This is a genomic window from Bacteroides sp. Phil13 (assembly GCF_001940965.1).
GTDB lineage: Bacteria > Bacteroidota > Bacteroidia > Bacteroidales > Bacteroidaceae > Bacteroides > Bacteroides intestinalis.
The window spans coordinates 14222-33208 of the sequence record NZ_MSHA01000031.1 but is presented as its reverse complement, the minus strand read 5'-3'; the positions used below and the strand labels follow the sequence as shown (position 1 = coordinate 33208).

The window sequence follows — 18987 nt, the reverse complement described above, 5'->3', positions numbered from 1 at the left end:
TATTATGAACAACTCAAAAAGAATTCCAGGTGAAATCCCTTGTTAATTTAAGTCTAATTTTAAAAAGTAGTTTAATGAAAAAGAAAGAACACAAATCGAAATCGCTGTTATGGCGGTTTTTCCTCGTTCTGTTTGCATTTTCTATGAGTTTTAATCTATATGCTCAGGAAATAACAACAACTGGTACGGTTGTTGATCAAAATGGGGAACCTCTAATTGGAGTAACGGTTTCCGTTATGAAAGGTAATAATGGGACAATTACTGATATTGATGGTAACTTTTCTATTCAATGTAACAAAGGTGCTACATTGAAATTTAGCTATATTGGCTATAAGGATGCAACACAGGTAGCGATGGGTACTAAAATGAATATAGTACTGACGGAAGACGCCCAGGCATTGGATGAAGTTGTAGTCATAGGTTACGGTACAGTAAAGAAGAGAGATTTGACAGGTGCTATCTCCACTGTAAATGCCAAGACGATTGAAGAACGCCAACCGACTGATATCTTTCAAGCATTACAGGGGGAAGTGTCCGGTCTGCAGATTTCCAATAACTCAGGTGCTCCTGGGGATACAGGTACTATGCTGATTCGTGGTGCTTCTACTATGGGATCAGGTGTTACTCCGTTATATATTGTAGACGGTGTGGCAGTAGATAATATTTCTACTATCAATCCTGCCGACATTGAAAGCATGGAAATTTTGAAAGATGCTGCTTCAGCCGCTATTTATGGTTCACGTTCGGCTGCTGGTGTAATTATCATCAGTACTAAACGTGGTAAAGAAGGTGCTCCTGCCAGAATTTCGGTGAAGTACAACCACTCAATGAAGAAGTTAGGACATAAGATTGATCAGGCAAATGCATTTGAACGTTATTTGAAAGAAAGAGCCGGTAATGCAGGAACTTCTTTATGGAAAACCAGTAATGACTCTTTGCATCCTAACTTCATGGCTGATAACGACTATCAGGATTTGATTACTCGTATGGCTCATTCTAACCAAGTTGATATTAATATCAGCGGTGCAAAGAATAAAATGAGTTATTATACAAGTATTGGTTATTTGAACGAACAAGGTATTGTACTAAATAGTTATTTGAATCGTATAACTTCCAGAACTAATGTTGATTTCGCAGTATCGGATCGTTTCAAATTAATGAGCCGCTTTAATGTGGCTTATACGGATAAGAATAACATTAATACCGGTGGTGTAATTAATCAGGCATTACGTCGTCCGCCACAAATGGCGCTTTACTTCCCTGATGGATCTTATGTATATAATAATGGTGGGCAGTTCAATCCGATAGCTGATGCCTATGAACGTGTTAATAAAAGTGTTTCTTATTCAGTTTCTTTGTATCAAGGAGCGGAATTCCAGCTTATGAAAGGCTTGATCTGGTCTGCCAATGTACAGGGTGAATTGAAAGTCAACCGTAATGACCAGCTGATCCGTGGAGATTTGGTTTCTTCAGGTATCAGTTCCGGTTCTAATGATGCAAAAATCCCTCGCAAATTATCTGCGGAAACTTACATTAACTTTGCCAGAGATTTCAAAGATCATTCAGTAGGTGCTATGTTCGGTACCAGTGTCGAGGATTGGCGTGATGAAACATTCCACTTAGAAGGTAGTGATTATGTATCAGAGTCGATTCTTACTTCTAACGCTCAGCAGGTGAAAGATTTGACAAAAACTAAGACTACATATGAAAGTCATGCTATGGCATCTTTCTTCGGACGCGTAAACTATAGTTATAAAGGAAAATATATATTTACGTCAAATCTCCGTTATGATGGTTCTTCACGTTTTGTTGGTAACCGTTGGGGGCTATTCCCATCTGCATCTATTGCATGGCGTGCATCTGATGAATTCTTCTTTGATTGGGCAAAACCTGTGTTGACTGATGCTAAATTCAGACTTAGCTGGGGTACCAATGGTAATGAACGTGTAGGTAATTATGAATCAATTAACCAATATAATATTGGTTCATATTATAATGGTGTCATCGGAGTTACCCAAACGGATAAGTTGGCCAACCTTGATTTGAGTTGGGAATCAACAGAACAAACTAATATTGGTTTGGATGTGACATTACTTGACGGACGAGTTTCTTTAGTAGCGGAATATTATATCAAGAAAACAAAAGACTTGTTGGCCGATGAAGTAATCCCTTCAGAATTAGGTGTTAGTAGTATGCGTGTCAATATGGGTAATATTGAGAATAAAGGTATTGAGCTGACAATAAATGCAACTCCTATTCAGCTTCGCGATTTTTCATGGCAGACCACTCTTACCTATACTAAAAACAAAAATAAAGTATTAAAGCTATCGGAAGGCAAAAGCTTTGTGGAAGACGGTAAATACTTGATTGAAGAAGGTTCGCCTTTGGGACAATGGTTTGGACAAAAAGCTTTGGGCATTTATGCCACAGATGAAGCAAATGCATATATCAAGAATAGCGACGGTTCGTTTGGTGATCGTTTGATTCCTGTGTATCAAAGAGATCCGAATAACTATAATAACTATATTTATGGTTCTAACGGTAAACCCATTTTCTCACACTATGAGACAAAAGGTGGTCAGAAATATACAGGTGATGTAGGTAAAATGACTACCGCCGGTTCAGTGAGCAAAGGTGGTGATATAATCTGGGATGATTTGGATCATGATGGTGTAATAGGTGACTCGGACAGACGTATCTTGGGTAATGGCATGCCTACATGGTATATGGGATGGACTAACTATTTGAATTACAAGAATTTTTCATTATCCTTCTCGTTTTATGGAAGTTTCGGTAACAAGATTTATAATAAACAACGTCGTGACCTGTTACAGAATTCATCATCGAACATGACTCCGTTAGCAAGAGACTGTTATCGTTTGTGGAAATATCAAGGACAAATAACAGAAGTTTATAGTAGTGCCAAAGCAACAACTGGTGTAAACAACGCGCGTGAACTTTCTTCTTTCTTTCTGGAAGATGGAGACTATATTCGTCTAACAAATGCTCGTTTGGCTTATAGGGTTGATCGTAATTTCACTAAGCGGTTCCATATCTCTGATCTCCAGTTGTACGTATATGGAAACAACCTTCTGACTTGGACAAAATACAAAGGATTTGATCCATCAAGTATTTCCAACAGTAATGTGCTGCGTCCGGGTATTGATAACGGACGATATCCTACCGCAAGAGAAATTGGTTTCGGTCTAAATGTTAACTTTTAACTTGTAACAACTTATGAAAAGATTAAAATATTTACTGATCGCTGGTGTCAGTCTGCTGCTCGCTTCTTGTGAGAACTTCTTAGACAGACAACCCGAAAGTTCGCTGTCGGGTGAGACTTTCTGGACTTCAGAACAGGATTTGAAAACCTGGAATGCAGGTATGTATGACGGTCTGCAATCGACTTTACGTACAAACTGGTTCTATTGGGGCGAACTTCGTTCCGGTGTGTATGCAGAACGTGGAACGGCTTATGACCGTAACTTACTATACAATGGTTTGAACTCTCAGTCTGGCTCTTCCAGTTGGAGTGACCTTTATAAAACTATTTATCGTGCCAATGCAGCTATTAAGCATATTCCCACCAGCCCTATAGGCAGTTCTGTATCTGCTCCATATTTAGGTCAGGCTTATGCAATGCGTGCATTGATGTATTTTTATGCTATACGTGTATGGGGCGGTGTACCTAAAATCACTGAACCCATGGAAGATGTCTCTTCTCAGGAACGATATTATGGAAGAACTTCTGTAGAAGAATTGAAAGCTTTTATTCTGGAAGATATAGAGAAAGCATTAGAATATATTGGTGCTTCTACAGATATGTCCAGTGCCAGTAAGTACTATTTAAACCGTGGAGCTATTATGGCATTACGTGTAGATGTATTGATGTGGTATAAGGAATATGACAAAGCGCTTGTAGCAGCTAATGACTTGCTGACAAACTATAAATACAGTCTTGAACCGGCATCTACCTATTCCAGCATGTTTTTAAATCCATCAAGCTCTAAAGAGATGATATTCAATCTTTTCTGGAACTATGAAGAAGATAGCAACGGCTTTGGATATGCTCAGGAACTTGCGTCAGGTTCAAACACAATCCGATATCATCCGACAAAGGCATATTATAAGGAGTTGGTATCCCGTAAGAGAGAAGATACCCGCGTCACTATGATTATGGATACATTTGCTATCAGCTATTTCATTACTCCTGACGAGATGATAGACGAATCGTATGAGAAAGCAATGAACGGTGATTATGGTAATGCCGCTAATTTCCAGATTAAATGCCCGAAATTCACAGAATACGGAGCGACTGCTAATGATGGCAGGCCTGGATATTCCTATGTTGCTAACGGATCATGTTCTACCCATATGCCAATTTATCGCTTAGCAGATATATTGTTGCTAAAAGCTGAAGCTTTAGTATTAGGTACACATAAAGATTATCAAGGCGCGATTAATATCGTCAATCAAATACGTGAACGTGCAGGCTGGGAAAGTACTGCAGTTTTAGAGGATTACCCAACCGAAAAAGATCTGATTAAGTTGATTATCGATGAACGTACCATTGAGCTTTGGGCAGAAGGTAAACGTTGGTTTGATTTGGTACGCAATGATATGGTAAAAGAATATTTAGATCCATATTTGCAGAATGAAGACTTGGGTGATCAGAGAATTCCGGAAGGTTTTGTTATTGGTGCTGAGAAAGAAGCTAATCAGATTGGCGGTTACGGCAGAATTTTGTGGCCTCTGAATCAGGATGTATTCCGTAAGAATCCATCTATGAGAGGACAACAGAACAAACCTTATGAAGAATAACAATAATGTTTTAAACAATAATGAATATGAAAATCTTTAGATATTTTATAAGTCTGGCCTTATTTTGCATTTCACTGAGTTCATGCACCTTGTTTGACCTTGATTTTCAAAGCAACGAGGAATATGAAGCAAAAAAAGCGGATAATAAGGTAAATATGACAATCTGGGAATTTATCCAGAGCCGTCCTGATATATTTAGTTCTTTAATTGAAGGTATTCAGTATGCAGGAATTGAAGACTTGTATAAAGAAGCAGGAAATACGCATATATTACTGACCAATAGCGCTCTTAGCAGTGGGGATAACTGTTTTTGGAAGAAAAATCCGGTGATGCTTCCAGGAGCTACGGAAGCCGCAGCAGCTACTGCGTGGGAGCAATATGACAAGAAAGTGGTAAAAGAATTGCTGACTTATCATATTGTAAGAGGAGAATGGTCATATTTTAATATAGATTCTTCGGACCGTTGGATCGGGACTTATGGAGAAGGTAGCTTTTCCTACAATAAAGATGGTCAGACACTTCAAGGAGATACTGCAGTAATGTGTGTCAAAGCCGGACATGACCGTAACCTACCGCTTCAGTTGAATAATTTTGAATGGAACTTCAGAGGGTTGCTAGCTGCATCTTCCGGTAGTTGCCGCACCACTAACATTCATGCACGTGATGGTTATATTCATGTATCTGACTGGTGGCAACCTCGCCCATCGAGATATTTTCTGGGTCAAGAATAAATTAACAATATAGAAACGTATGAAAAAACTAGTATTCAATATCGCTATATTAATATGTGTGATCTTCACTTCCTGTTCAGACGATGACAGCGTAAATATTGTTTCATTGAACACTTTCGGCACGAAGTTTTGCCGTAACGATGTGGTGAAAGTATTTGTTTCTGCCGAACTCAGCGATGATACAGATGTTAGTTATGAATGGGGATGCGATGGTGGAAGCATGACAAATCCTCAAGGACTGTTTGAAAATGTATGGAAAGCTCCGAATGAAGCCGGAACTTATGAAATTTGGTGTACAGTGAAATGTGGAGGTAAAAAAGAAACCCGTCGTTCCAAAATGACTGTACTGGACGAGCTGTTTTACTCTAATTTTGAGACTCCTTATTATAATGAAGGCTGGTCCAATGCATCTATGACAGTAGCATTTGACGCTAATAAGGGAACGAATGGTGCAGTTAAACTGACTTCCACTAAAGCTGACGGACGTTTTGCCCGTAGCTGGAATAATGTATCTGTTCCTTTCTCCACGCAAGTGGACTATGCAGTAAATGCTTGTCCTTCAGATAATAATTTTGCAGAAATTCGTATTGAGTTTGCCCGTATTAACAGTGCCACGTTTTATGTAACTAAGGCATGCTTTACGACCTATCCCAAAACAGGAGTATGGAAAGCAACTTATACCACAACCAATGTGACAACAGGAGAAACGGAAGATATTACAATAGATGAAGGTACGGATACAGCAAACTTTAAATTTAAAAAGGACGCTTTCAAAACAATTGCAGTATCAATCGATGCAAATAAGAAATTCATAGTTTACTATGATGGCAAGAAATATTTTGAGAGTAGTGTATTAGCCGGTGTACAGGATCAGTATTATGTATCCCGTTCTGGTTTCGGATTGGACAATAAAGTCGTTATTTTTGCCGACAATCTATTTGTATTTGATAACGGTACAATCTGCACAGCCGAACCTCGTGAAAGATAAATAATCAATCTCATTCATCGAAAAAGGAGAGAATATTAGACATACATATTGTGTTTGAATATTCTCTCCTTTTTACTAATATTATAAAGATATGAAATATCGTATTCTGGTTTTATTATCAGTTATTCTGGTTTCATTGGCAGGAATAGCACAAGATAATGTGACAGGAGTTGTCCTGAATGAAAAAGGTAAACCGGTCAAGATGATAAAAATGCGGGTAAAGGGGCGTATGAAAATGCTTTCCACTTCATCAAAAGGTACATTTGAACTGGGTAATGTGAAAATAGGCGATACACTGTTGGTCTATCCTAACAGGAAGTTGGTGGCTTATGTGCCTATGTCAGGAATTCCAACTTATACCATACATTTGGGGAAGAATTCATTGTGCTATGCCACGAGTGAAAAAACAATAACCTGCATGTATCAGAAAATACCGGAACAGACCTATAACAGTAATATTATTACTTATGAGAGAATCCAGCAATTAGACGTCAACAATTTAATAGATTTGCTGCGAGGTAATATTGCCGGATTGCAGATTAATTATTCAGACGGACAAATGAAGGCCTCAATACGGGGAAGTTCATCTTTTACCCTCAGTACCGAACCGCTTTTCATTGTAGGTGGAACCGAATATAATTCATTGGAAGAAGCCAATAATGCAGTGTCAGTAGAAGACATACGAGAAGTCGAGATTAAAAAAGATGGTTCTGAGTACGGTATGAAAGGAGCGAACGGTGTTATTATCATACGGATAAAATGATCCTTCACTAACTTTTCTGTCATGAAAAACATCTTAAACTGATTTTCCCATAAAATGAAGTTGTTTTTTGGGAAATTATTATCTATTGCAATAAAAATGCAAACTTTTGAGATGCAACTGATATTAGGTTAATAAATTCATTCCTTTCTTTGTAGTGTTGTTAGTCTAACCACATTATGAATGTTCTAATACTAAATTTATAGCAATGTATATTATTTTTTTATATACATATGCTATGGCTTATGTAATAGAAATCATTTAATAATAAAACGAGAAAGCGTTGGAAAAATGCTTTGTTTATTTAAGTCTAATCAAAAAAAAGTAATTTTGATGAAAAAGAAAGAACACAAATCGAAATCGCTGTTATGGCGTATTTTGTTGATACTGTTGAGCTTCTCTTTTAGTACTATAGTACAAGCTCAGAATGTGACAGTAACAGGAAGCGTAGAGGATCAGAATGGTGAACCGCTAATTGGAGTGACAGTTGCAGAATTGAACACTACTAACGGAGCAATTACTGACATTGACGGTAACTTCTCTATTAAATGTGTTAAGGGTGCGACTCTTAAGTTCAGTTACATTGGCTATAAGGATGTAACCAAAGTCGTTACTGAAAGTAATCTGAAAATTGTATTAGTTGAGGATTCACAAGCTTTAGATGAAGTAGTTGTAGTAGGGTACGGTACGCAGAAAAAAGGAAGTGTAACGGGTAGTGTAACTAGTGTTGATGCCAAAGCTATTGAAGATTTTCCATCTGCTAATCTGTCTTCAGCATTAGCAGGACGCCTTTCGGGTGTATATATAACTCAAGGGACAGGTAAACCGGGAACTTCAGCCTCTTTTAGTGTACGCGCTAAAGGTACTCCTAATAATTCTGACCCACTATATGTTATTGATGGAGTAGTAAGGGATAAGATGGCGTTTGACGCACTAGATGCTAGTGAGGTGGCTAATATATCGGTGTTGAAAGATGGGGCATCGGCAGCAGTTTATGGTGCTCGTGCTGCTAATGGTGTTGTATTGATTACCACAAAGAAAGGTGGAAACGCAAAACCGACTATCAATTATACTGGTACGGTAGGTATTGATGTAGCTGCTATGATTCCAGAGACGCTCAGTGCTTATGAACATGCTGTTTATTTGAATGACCGTGCTATACAGGGTTATCTTAACAATGCTATTTGGAATCCGAATGTAGAACAGCAAGATCCGACTACCAAGTCTTCTTGGTATACAGATGACGAGTTGGCACATTTCAAAACAACTGATTATAGTTTTCTGGATGATGCATGGAAAACTCCATGGTCTACTCGTCATGCTATCAATATTACCGGTGGAACCGAAAAAGTACGCTATTTTATCGGTGGTTCTTATTTCTACAATGTAGGTTCATTTGATAATCTGAAGTATTCTAAATATAATTTCCGTGCTAGTATTGATGCTGATATTAGTAAGAATTTTACAGTTGGTTTGAATATCAGTACAGATAATCGTAAAGATACCAAACCTAATTGGAAATCTGACGGTGACCGTGATCGTATGAATGACTTATACAAGGGATTATTGCTCCGTACCAAGATGATTCCAAGTATGATTGATGGAATGCCGGTAGGTAACTTTATTGAATGGCATCCGTTAATGCTTATTAGCGAAGAATCGGGTTTGCATACTAAGAAATGGCAAAATGTTAATGTCAATGCGACTGCGGAATATCGAGTTCCATTTGTAAAGGGGTTGAAGTTGAAAGTACAGTATAACCGTACATTGGATAATCGTTTGATTAAAAAGGTGAATTTCCCGTATGAGATGTATAACTTCCAGACTGCCGGAACAAACAATCATTATATTGACCCGAGTAATGTAGTAGTATCTACCAAAACTCGTGATGACGGTAACTATGTATTTAAAGAAAATCAGTTGGCAGAGGAATATCAATTAAACCTATTTGTAACTTACGACCGTAAGTTGGGTAATCATGATTTAAGTGCATTATTTGTTTATGAACAATCTGAAGGTGATAGTGAGAAATTTGATGCACAGCGCAATAAACTAATCACTTGGGAAATGCCGGAATTTTTCGGTGCAAGTGGTGATGCTTCTGAATCTATTGTTGGGGCTGGTTCTGTAAGTGAAAGTGGTCGTCTTTCCTACGTAGGTCGTCTGAACTATGCTTATGCAGACAAGTATCTACTAGAAGCTGCATTCCGTGTCGATGGTTCTACAAAATTTGCTCCTGATCAACGCTGGGGTTTCTTCCCCTCCGTTTCAGCAGGATGGCGTATTTCCAGTGAACCTTTCTTCTCAGAGAATATCAAGTTTATCGATTATATGAAACTGCGCGGTTCCATTGCTACATTAGGAAATGATGCTATTGGCGGTTGGCAATGGATGGCTCGTTACGGAATTACTACAGGTGCCGTATTCAATGGGTTATCTTATGGATTGGAGCCTAAGGAAGTTCCTAATCCTAAATTGACTTGGGAGAAATCAACTTCTTACAATATCGGTTTTGATAGCCGTTGGTTTAGAAATAAATTTGATTTCAGCTTTGAATATTTTTACAGACGTACATACGATATTCTTGATAATCTGAATGTGAGTGTACCTACTACATTTGGTGCATCTTTGCCAAAAGAGAACTATTCTGAGGTTAAATCCCGTGGCTTCGAAGTAGAACTGGGATACAATGACAGAATCGGTAAATTGGACTATTATTTAAGAGGTAACTTTAGTTTTGCAAACAGCTGGTGGTCCAAGAAAGATGAAGCAGAAAATATCCGGGCATACAAATCTGAAATCGGTCAGTCATTGAGCCGTGAATGGGGATTTGAATGCATTGGTATGATTCGTACCGAGGAACAGTTACAGCAATATATGGAAGAAAATCCGAATATGACCATTAAAGGGCAGAAACCCGGTTTAGGTATGTTGATATACAAAGATGTACGTGGTCCTGAGAGTGATGAACCGGATGGTATCATTACAGATGATGACAAAGTTGTTATTATTGAGAATAAAGTAGCTCCTATCACTTATGGTTTTACGATTGGCGGTAAATGGAAAGGATTCATGCTTGATATATTCTTCCAAGGTATGGCCGGTCATAAGAAGTTGATGGATTTCCGTGGTAATGGTATCAATGCCCATACAAGTACATTCAAATATTATAATGATCACTGGACCCCGGAGAATACAAACGCTTCAATGCCGGGCGCTACACAGTATAAGAATAATGAAGCTTCTTCCTTCTGGGTACGTAATGCTTCTTTCTTGCGTTGCAAAAATATATCCATATCTTATGATTTGCCGAAAACATTCGTTCAGCGGATAGGCATTGATAAGGCAAGGCTTTTCTTGAATGGTACAAACCTCTTCTTATTACAGGATAAAGTAAAATGGATGGATCCCGAAGCAACGAGTATTTCAGACTATCCTGTTATGAGAAACTTCTCATTTGGTTTGAATATAACGATCTAATTATATAAAAAACACTTGAATATTATGAAATCAAAACATATAATAGCTATTACAGCATTGACATTTGCAAGCTTGACCAGTTGTACTTCCGTATTGGATAAAGATGACCTGACAGCTGTCAGCGAAAAGGCAACATGGAATAGTGAAATTCTAGCTACAGCTTTTTTGGATAAATGCTACAAAGATAATCTACCGTCATTTAGTGGTGATTATTCTAAATATAGTGATGAGGGCAACGGAGGCGGTGATTTTATTCATGGTCGACTGACAGCGGTAGCTACTGCCGGAGGTCCGTTAGGAGAACACTGGCCTTATGACAAGATATATACTATCAATGTTCTGTTAGCAAGTATTGATGGAGGTAGCTTGTCCGAGGACATCCGGAACCGTATAAAAGCACAAGCGCTTTTCTTACGTGCTTATCAGTATTTTGAGATGGTAAAAATTTATGGAGGTGTACCTTTGGTTTTAATCCCGCAGGACAGACATAGTGACGATTTATATGTTACTCGGAATACAGCAAAAGAGTGTATTGACCAGATAGTGAAAGATCTTGATGATGCTGCTGCCTCGTTACCCAGCATTTGGGGTGAAAATGACTTTGGACGTATCACCAAAGGAGCAGCTATGGCTTTTAAAGGACGTGTGTTGCTGACTTATGCCAGTAAGCAATTTAATCCGAATAATGACCGTACCCGTTGGCAGACAGCATACAATGCCTGCTTAGCGGCCCAAAAGGAACTGTCAGAGAACGGACAACGTGCTTTACATCCTGTTTATAAGGAGATATGGACAAAAGAGACTACCTCTGAGACTGTAATCACTACCCGTTTTCTCGATCCGGTGCGTACACACAATTTCATGGCAGGGCTTCGTCCGTTGGAATTTTCGGTAGGAGCTACAGGTAACCACCATCCTACATTGGATATGGCACTTGCTTTCCCAATGGCTGATGGTACTACTCCGGGAGTAGATGTAGATGGTGATGGCGTGAAAGAAGCTTTTGATCCTACTGCTACTGACGCTACCGGTATGTTTTGGTTGAACCGTGACCCTCGTTTCTATGATATCATCGTTTACAATGGTGCTGAATATCCATTGAATGGTATGCCGGACTGGTTCCAAGGTTGCATGTACACTTACAAAGGTGGCGAAGATACTCATAGTCCGACTGGCACGGGATTTTATTCATGCAAGTTCTCTATCCCTGAAAAGACAGCTACCGAAGCTAAGGATCACGGTGACATGGATTGGATCGAAATGCGTTATGCAGAAGTATTATTGAATCTTGCTGAATGTGCTGCGGAAGTAGGAAATAAATCTGATGAAGTTTATACTATCCTGAAAGATATTCGTAAACGAGCCGGTATAACGGCCAATGCGGACGGGCTCTATGGTTTAAAAGCAAATATGAGCCAACAAGAATTGATTGATGCCGTTCTTTATGAACGCCGCATTGAATTGGCTTATGAGGGCAAACGTTTCTGGGATTTGCTTCGTCGCAAGATATTCTCTGATATGCAAGGATATTCCCGTTACAGAATTGAAATACAGGTGAAGAGCGAATATGCTACTATGGCACGAAGAGATTTTATCACTATGATAAAGAACGATCCGGAATTGATGACAAAGAATTATTTCAAGTATTTCACTACTCAAACCTGGAGAATTGACGAAACCTATCAATGGAATGTAAAAGACACCTATTACTTCCAGGGATTGGCTCGTAAACACTTCGAACAGAATCCGAAACTGCAACAGACCATCGGTTGGGAAAGTGGTGATTTCGATCCATTAAAATAGTATACCAAAATACAGAATCTCTTAATTAAGGTATTTAGTTAAGTCAATATTGAGCAAACTTTTACTCTCAGTAGTAGAAGTTTGCTCTTTTTTTACAAGCTTTTGAGACAATCTATATAATGGAAATCATTTTTTTCCTCTTCCTTTGTTACACCATTAATTAACTTTATTGAATAAGACAAAGAATGAAGAACATTTATTATCTACTATGCCTTCTTTTCCCCCTATCCATTATGGGGCAGGAACCAATGGGCAAAAGCCAGTGGGTTTATTCGGATGCTAACGGAAAGTTAGTGTATAAAGCCACTAAGAGAGGTGACCGGATTATCGACTTTTCACATGCCGGATATAAGGGCGGTGGTGTAACCTTGCCATACGTTCCGGCAAAACTGACCGTACATCCTTTAGGAGAAAATGAAGATTGCACGGATTATATTCAAAAAGCCATTGATATGGTTTCCGCACTTCCCAAAGATGCCGATGGTTTTCGGGGTGCAGTTCTGTTGGCACCGGGACGTTACGTATGTAACCGTTCTCTTCAGATAATGACAGATGGTGTCGTATTGCGCGGTAGCGGAAGTGATCCGAGTGGAAGCGTTATCGTCATGACCGGAGATAAGCATACAGCAATCGTGGTGAATAACGGCATCCGCCAACGTGCGGGTAATCGTTTAGGCGAAGCTGCTCCGGATGAAAAAAGCATAAAGGTGACTGACAAGTACATCCCTGCCGGTTCATATCGTTTGACGGTAACTGATGTTTCCGAACTTTCTGTCGGCGACAATATAGAAATACGCAAACCCGTAACCGAAAAATGGATCAAATATATGAAAATGAATGATTTGGTTCGTGACGGTAAACCTCAGACCTGGATAAAGGCAGGACGACAACTGATTGCCGAACGGACCATTGCAGGTATTGAAGGAAATACAATTGTGCTGAGTGTCCCGCTGGTAGACTCTTACGATGCGAAATTCACCGATGACAATACTACATTGGTAGTGACCAATAACATACAACGCCTCCGTCAGTGCGGTGTGGAGAATCTGCGTATCGAGTCACCCGCACAAGCGGTCAATCACGGGAAAGCATTATATTATGCACTAAGAATCAACGGAGAAGACTGTTGGGCAAAGGACATCAATGCATTGGAAACCATGGAGAGTATAGGTGTAGGCGGGCGACGAATTACTTTGCAGCAGATTAACGTAATCAGAAGGGCTTTGCACCAGGGAGCTTCCAAACCGGCGGAGTTTGCACCGAACGGAGGACAAATTCTGATTGACCGTTGTTCGGTAGAGGGAGATAACATCTGGTTTGTGGCACTTGGCGCCGGACAAACAGGGCCTATTGTATTCCTTAATTGCAACTTCAAAGGGAATGGCCGTATAGAAGGACATCAACGCTGGAGTACAGGTTTATTGCTTGACAATTGTAATTTACCGGGCGGAGGTATTGATTTCAAGAACCGTGGTTCCATGGGTTCCGGTCATGGTTGGGGCACAGCCTGGTCTGTTGCCTGGAATTGCTTGGCGAAGAGTTATGTAAATCAGATTCCCCCGGGCACTTATAACTGGGTAATAGGCAGTAAAGGGGAAAGTACTCCGTTGCGTCGTCCCTTCAATCAGTCCGGTCCTACGTTGCCGGTAGGTGTTTTCGACTCGCATGATACTCCGGTTGCCCCTCGAAGTCTTTATCTGGCGCAATTGAAGGAGCGTTTGGGCGAATCTGCATTGCAAGCCATTGGATATGGGGCTACCGTGCAGTTACCTTCCCCTGTCCGTTCCGACTATGTTTTTCAGGGAGGTATGCAAGCCTCTCGCGAGTTAACGGGAAAAGATTATAGAGCTATACACGAATATATGCGTGCCTTGGGTTGGGACTATTCCGAACATCCCAATATCTCGAAAAACGACCATTATGACGGTGTGCATTGTGAAGTTCTTTTTGATGCTGCCCTGCAGCAATATGTTTTCAAATTCACCAATCATGCCAATGCCGGGGCTTTGGACAGTGACCGGGGAAGATTACTGAGTGACCGCCAGCGCAATGAGATGAAAAGCCAGACAAACCATGATTGGTATCATCTGAACGGAAACTGGAACGAGTGGCAACGGCTGGAATGGAAACTCCGCATACCCAAAGGTTTCCAACCCACCACCAAGTTCTGTCATCTTCACCAACTGAAGGCGCAGGAAGGTAATAATGGCGCACCACTCATTACTATCAGTACCCGTTGCGATGAAGACGGAGGGAATAAGCGTGTACAAGTAATTCATACAGGCGACACACGAACGTCCGGCAAGGGTGTTATTATAGACAACCTTCCGCTTGCCGACTTTGAAGATGAATGGATACAAGTGGAGACAGAAATGCATTATACCCATCATGGCACATTCCGCATCAAACTGACCCGTATCAGCGATGGGAAAGTGCTTGCCGACCAATCTTTCGCAGATGTAGACTTATGGAGGAAGGGGGCGACAAGTATCCGGAATAAATTTGGTATTTATCGCAGTCTGGGGCGGAAAATGCAAAGTGCATCCGACAGACCCGATAACGGACTTAAAGATGAAAGCCTACAGTTGGCTGATTTCAAAGTTTATGAAGCGCATACCAATCCGAATCCTCAGCCGCACGACTAATCGTTTTTTCAGAAAATGACCTATAAAAATCATTTTGTCATAGTTGACAAAATGATAATTCTATTGTCTCAGATTCCTTTCTTTCCGCCCAACGGTGGGGGAAAAAGAAAGAACGCAAGCATTCCTTATTAAAGAAGTGCGGAAAGAAAGGAAAAGGGGACAGAATTACAAAAAGGGATGCAATGACTGTTGTATCTTAAATAAAAATAATATCTTTCATGCGCTTTATGTGTGAAAATAATATTTTTCCTCCGAATATTTTCCCGATATAACCAGAAAAGAATATAACCCGATAAGTAAAGGGCTACACCTTATATCCGAGATGGTGTCACCCTTTATGCAATATGGCTACACCCTTTCGGGCATAAGGTGTAGCCTTATCACGAAAAAGAATGTTAGTTTTGCCCGAAAAGAAGGTATGTTAAGGGGAAATACATGGTTTGTTTTGGGTAAACAGACCGTCTGTTCCGGTCAGATAGACCATCTGTTTGGGAAAAACAGATGCTTAGTCTGGCTAAAAGATCGTTTTCTCCTCAAAGCCCTGTTAGAATAATCGCCCATAGTATATCTTTGTGTTGATGAAATGCTATAATCTTTGTCATCTTGAAACAGAGCGATACAATATTACAAGGAAATGAGATAACACTACAAAATGAAGAGAAGAAATCTCCCTTTCTTTACATATCACAAAAAGTAATAAATACATATGAAATCACAACTTGTATCTTTATGTATCGGGAGCTTATGTTTTGTAGGCAGTTACTCCCTTAATGCCCAGGAAAGTTGGCAATCGCAACTCGTTATTCAGGATGAATCTGGAAGCCTGACTTATAAGAAAGATAATGATGGTTTTGTCATTCCGGATTTTAGTCAGGCAGGATACGGGAATGGAAAAGACATTCCTGTGGTCAGTTTGCCGGAACGCACCATTACTCTCAGGCCTCTGGAGGACAAGGAGGCCGACAATACGCAACATATACAGAAAGCCATTGACGAAGTAGGAAAATATGCTTTGGACGCAGAGGGTATCAGAGGAGTCGTATTGCTGAAAGCCGGACGATATAATGTGGACGGGACGTTAAACCTGACATACGACGGAGTCATTTTGCGTGGCGAAGGTAATTGCTTCTCGGACAATGATTCCACGGTTCTCTACGGAAGAAATGCGGCAGAAAAGGCTAAACGGCTTATTTTAATGGGAAATTCCTCTGCGCACAATTGGGGAAATGGGAAAGGTGATGCTCAGGTAAATATTGTAACACAGAAGGTGATGTCCGGCGATTATTCCTTTCAGGTGGAAGATGCAAGCGCCTATCAGGCAGGCGACTTGATTTGTATTAAATATCCTACCACAACAGCTTGGCTGGAAGCAGTCTGGTATGGCGGCAATACAAAGCGCGACACAGATGAAAGCAAGAAATGGAAAACTAAGGATATTGATATTTCCTATCATCGCTACGTCACCAAAGTGGAAGGAAATATGATTGAAGTGGATGCTCCCATATTTTATGCGCTCGACGTACAGTATGCCCAGGCATATATCTACAAGATTTCAAATCCGGGAACAATCCGCCACAATGTAGGCATTGAGAATCTGCACATCTCTTTTGAAAGAAGTCCGGAGAATTCTACGGCTAACGTCGATCAGAATTGTATCTATATGAGTTCGTTGGAGAATTCATGGGTGAAAGGTGTTTCAATGTCCGGTTTTGTTCATGCGGGTATTAAAACGACTTCCACTACGAGGAGTACAATTGAAGATTGCTATGCTATTGATCCCTCCGGACTTTGTACGGGAGGTACGTATTATAATTTTGAGAATTACCATCGTTCACAACTCATCTTATTGAAAAACTGCTATGCCCGTAACGGGCGTCATCACTATATCTCTAATGGCTGTGCCTCCACCAGCGGTATTGTTGTGTTGAATTTCCATTCGGAACTTTCCCTTGCACAAGCTGAGGGACATCGGTTGTGGTCGCAGGGGATTTTGTTTGATAACTGGGCGGAATTGGGAACTATAAAATCGAATGCCGGGAAAATAGGCATGTATCTGCGTGACAATATGGGAAGCGGCCACGGATGGGGAGGCACCAACAGCGTGTTCTGGAATTGTGATGTACAGGACGGTGCCATTTATCTGGATAAAGTGCCTACGGGACAAAACTACGCTATCGGATGCACGGCTAAAACAATACGGAGATACCGCAACAATATGAGTGAATATACCAATGGATATATAGAAGGGCAGAATCGTAAAGGTCTGCAGCCCGCATCACTCTACGAGGCTCAGAGGGCGGCAAGAGGTATCTCTACGGGGCTAATGTCTGAAACTGGCCGAGAAGATATCCCGCATATTGTTGTGGAAACAAATCGTGTGAGAGTAAAATCGCAAAAAGATGCATGGATATCTATTTACACGACTCATGGAAGCATGGTGCAGATGCTCAAATCTTCTTCTGGCAATTGGGTGGAGAGTATGCCATTGAACGATGATTTTTATGTGGTTCGTGTGCAAGAAGCTGGCCAGAAGGCTTATAGCCGGAAGGTTCTGATAAGAACTGTTGGAAAATAACGTAACTATGTATTATATCAATAGCAATAAATTTCTTAATGATTATGACTAAAAGAACTTTTTTCTCACTCCTGTATGCGCTGATATGCATTGTCAGTTTCGGACAGGAATTCGTACATCCCGGAATGTTACACACGACCTCTGATCTTGAATTCATGAAAGCTAAAGTCCTTGCAGGCGAAGAACCTTGGAAGGAAGCGTGGAATCAGCTCAAGTCATCGGAAATCGCTTCGCTCAATTACAAACCGACTCCTTTTAAGGTTGTAGATAACGGCCCTTATAATAAACCCGATAATGGAGGAAAAGAGTTTGTACGTGATGGTGCGGCAGCCTACACCATGGCTTTGCAATGGTATGTGGAAGGGGATAAAGCTTATGCGGAGAAGGCTATCGAGATATTCAATGCCTGGGCTCAGACTCTTGAATCGGTCGTAAACCACAACCGTCAATTGAAGGTGGGTACGGCAGGAATCAAATATCTCAATGCTGCCGAGATAATAAAACATACTTATAAAGGCTGGAATGCCAAAGATCGTAAAGCATTTGAAGATATGGTCATCAACGTCTGGTACTCGGTGATAAAGGACTGGACGCCTCGTTATAATGGCAATTGGGATGCTGCCAACGGACAAACACTTATGTGTATCGGCATCTTCCTCGACCGGCGGGATATTTTTGACACTGCCTGTAAGCAATTGCTCGATGGTGATACGAATGGTGCTATCAAAAACTATTTTTATGAAAGCGGGCAATGCCAGGAGAGTGGACGTGACCAGCAGCACGTACAGATGGGGCTTGCTTTCCTTGCCTGTGCCGCCGAAATAGCCTGGAATCAAGATATAGACTTATATGGAGCGTTCGACAATCGCCTCTACAAAGGATTTGAGTACACGGCCCGATACATGTCCGGTGAAGAAGTTCCTCATGTACAGTATATCACTTGGTTTGGAAAGCCGGTCTATGGACCTGAGATCTCATCCAAACAGCGGGAGAAAATCTGTCCAGCCTGGGAACGGGCTTATCATCATTATCACGACCGCAAAGGAATGGATATGCCGTACACTCGTAAGATGATTCAAAAAAGCCGTCCGGAAGGAACGGCCAATCAATCGTTTATGCCTTGGGCGTCGCTGACTAGTGCAGGCCTCCCTGTCCGATAAGGCTTTCTTTTATAGATTGTTCTG

10 protein-coding genes are annotated in these 18987 nt (G+C 40.6%); all 10 read left to right on the top strand.

What is annotated here, in order from left to right:
• The first annotated feature begins 74 nt into the window (after window positions 1-74).
• The 10 genes from BWI44_RS04880 to BWI44_RS04835 all read left to right on the top strand — a co-directional run bounded on the left by BWI44_RS04880 (window position 75) and on the right by BWI44_RS04835 (window position 18963).
• Window positions 75-3224 carry a SusC/RagA family TonB-linked outer membrane protein gene (locus BWI44_RS04880; protein ID WP_195208192.1) on the top strand — a complete coding sequence of 1050 codons (3150 nt, stop codon included), beginning with the start codon at window positions 75-77 and terminating at the stop codon, window positions 3222-3224.
• A gap of 13 nt (window positions 3225-3237) precedes the next feature.
• On the top strand, window positions 3238-4821 hold the full coding sequence (locus BWI44_RS04875) for a RagB/SusD family nutrient uptake outer membrane protein (RefSeq protein WP_138291231.1): 1584 nt from the start codon (window positions 3238-3240) through the stop codon (window positions 4819-4821).
• 26 nt (window positions 4822-4847) lie between these two features.
• On the top strand, window positions 4848-5552 hold the full coding sequence (locus BWI44_RS04870) for a hypothetical protein (RefSeq protein ID WP_227071414.1): 705 nt from the start codon (window positions 4848-4850) through the stop codon (window positions 5550-5552).
• A gap of 19 nt (window positions 5553-5571) precedes the next feature.
• Window positions 5572-6540: a hypothetical protein gene (locus BWI44_RS04865; protein ID WP_195208193.1), complete on the top strand. Its 969-nt coding sequence runs from the start codon at window positions 5572-5574 to the stop codon at window positions 6538-6540.
• A gap of 91 nt (window positions 6541-6631) precedes the next feature.
• Window positions 6632-7303 (top strand): TonB-dependent receptor plug domain-containing protein, encoded by a 672-nt coding sequence (locus tag BWI44_RS04860; protein ID WP_195208194.1) that lies wholly within the window; start codon window positions 6632-6634, stop codon window positions 7301-7303.
• 330 nt (window positions 7304-7633) lie between these two features.
• Complete coding sequence (locus BWI44_RS04855; RefSeq protein WP_195208195.1) at window positions 7634-10780, top strand: SusC/RagA family TonB-linked outer membrane protein; 3147 nt, start codon at window positions 7634-7636, stop codon at window positions 10778-10780.
• Between the two features lie 24 nt (window positions 10781-10804).
• Window positions 10805-12583, top strand: coding sequence for a RagB/SusD family nutrient uptake outer membrane protein (locus BWI44_RS04850; protein ID WP_195208196.1), 1779 nt, complete (start codon window positions 10805-10807; stop codon window positions 12581-12583).
• 185 nt (window positions 12584-12768) lie between these two features.
• Window positions 12769-15228 (top strand): hypothetical protein, encoded by a 2460-nt coding sequence (locus BWI44_RS04845; RefSeq protein ID WP_195208197.1) that lies wholly within the window; start codon window positions 12769-12771, stop codon window positions 15226-15228.
• Between the two features lie 706 nt (window positions 15229-15934).
• Window positions 15935-17803 (top strand): hypothetical protein, encoded by a 1869-nt coding sequence (locus tag BWI44_RS04840; protein ID WP_195208198.1) that lies wholly within the window; start codon window positions 15935-15937, stop codon window positions 17801-17803.
• Between the two features lie 44 nt (window positions 17804-17847).
• On the top strand, window positions 17848-18963 hold the full coding sequence (locus BWI44_RS04835; RefSeq protein ID WP_229036039.1) for an alginate lyase family protein: 1116 nt from the start codon (window positions 17848-17850) through the stop codon (window positions 18961-18963).
• Window positions 18964-18987 lie beyond the last annotated feature (24 nt).

What these genes read in the sequence shown, in the direction of transcription:
- BWI44_RS04880 (WP_195208192.1), top strand. Translation starts at nt 75, where the DNA reads ATGAAAAAGAAAGAACACAAATCGAAATCGCTGTTATGGCGGTTTTTC.
- BWI44_RS04875 (WP_138291231.1), top strand. Translation starts at nt 3,238, where the DNA reads ATGAAAAGATTAAAATATTTACTGATCGCTGGTGTCAGTCTGCTGCTC.
- BWI44_RS04870 (WP_227071414.1), top strand. Translation starts at nt 4,848, where the DNA reads ATGAAAATCTTTAGATATTTTATAAGTCTGGCCTTATTTTGCATTTCA.
- BWI44_RS04865 (WP_195208193.1), top strand. Translation starts at nt 5,572, where the DNA reads ATGAAAAAACTAGTATTCAATATCGCTATATTAATATGTGTGATCTTC.
- BWI44_RS04860 (WP_195208194.1), top strand. Translation starts at nt 6,632, where the DNA reads ATGAAATATCGTATTCTGGTTTTATTATCAGTTATTCTGGTTTCATTG.
- BWI44_RS04855 (WP_195208195.1), top strand. Translation starts at nt 7,634, where the DNA reads ATGAAAAAGAAAGAACACAAATCGAAATCGCTGTTATGGCGTATTTTG.
- BWI44_RS04850 (WP_195208196.1), top strand. Translation starts at nt 10,805, where the DNA reads ATGAAATCAAAACATATAATAGCTATTACAGCATTGACATTTGCAAGC.
- BWI44_RS04845 (WP_195208197.1), top strand. Translation starts at nt 12,769, where the DNA reads ATGAAGAACATTTATTATCTACTATGCCTTCTTTTCCCCCTATCCATT.
- BWI44_RS04840 (WP_195208198.1), top strand. Translation starts at nt 15,935, where the DNA reads ATGAAATCACAACTTGTATCTTTATGTATCGGGAGCTTATGTTTTGTA.
- BWI44_RS04835 (WP_229036039.1), top strand. Translation starts at nt 17,848, where the DNA reads ATGACTAAAAGAACTTTTTTCTCACTCCTGTATGCGCTGATATGCATT.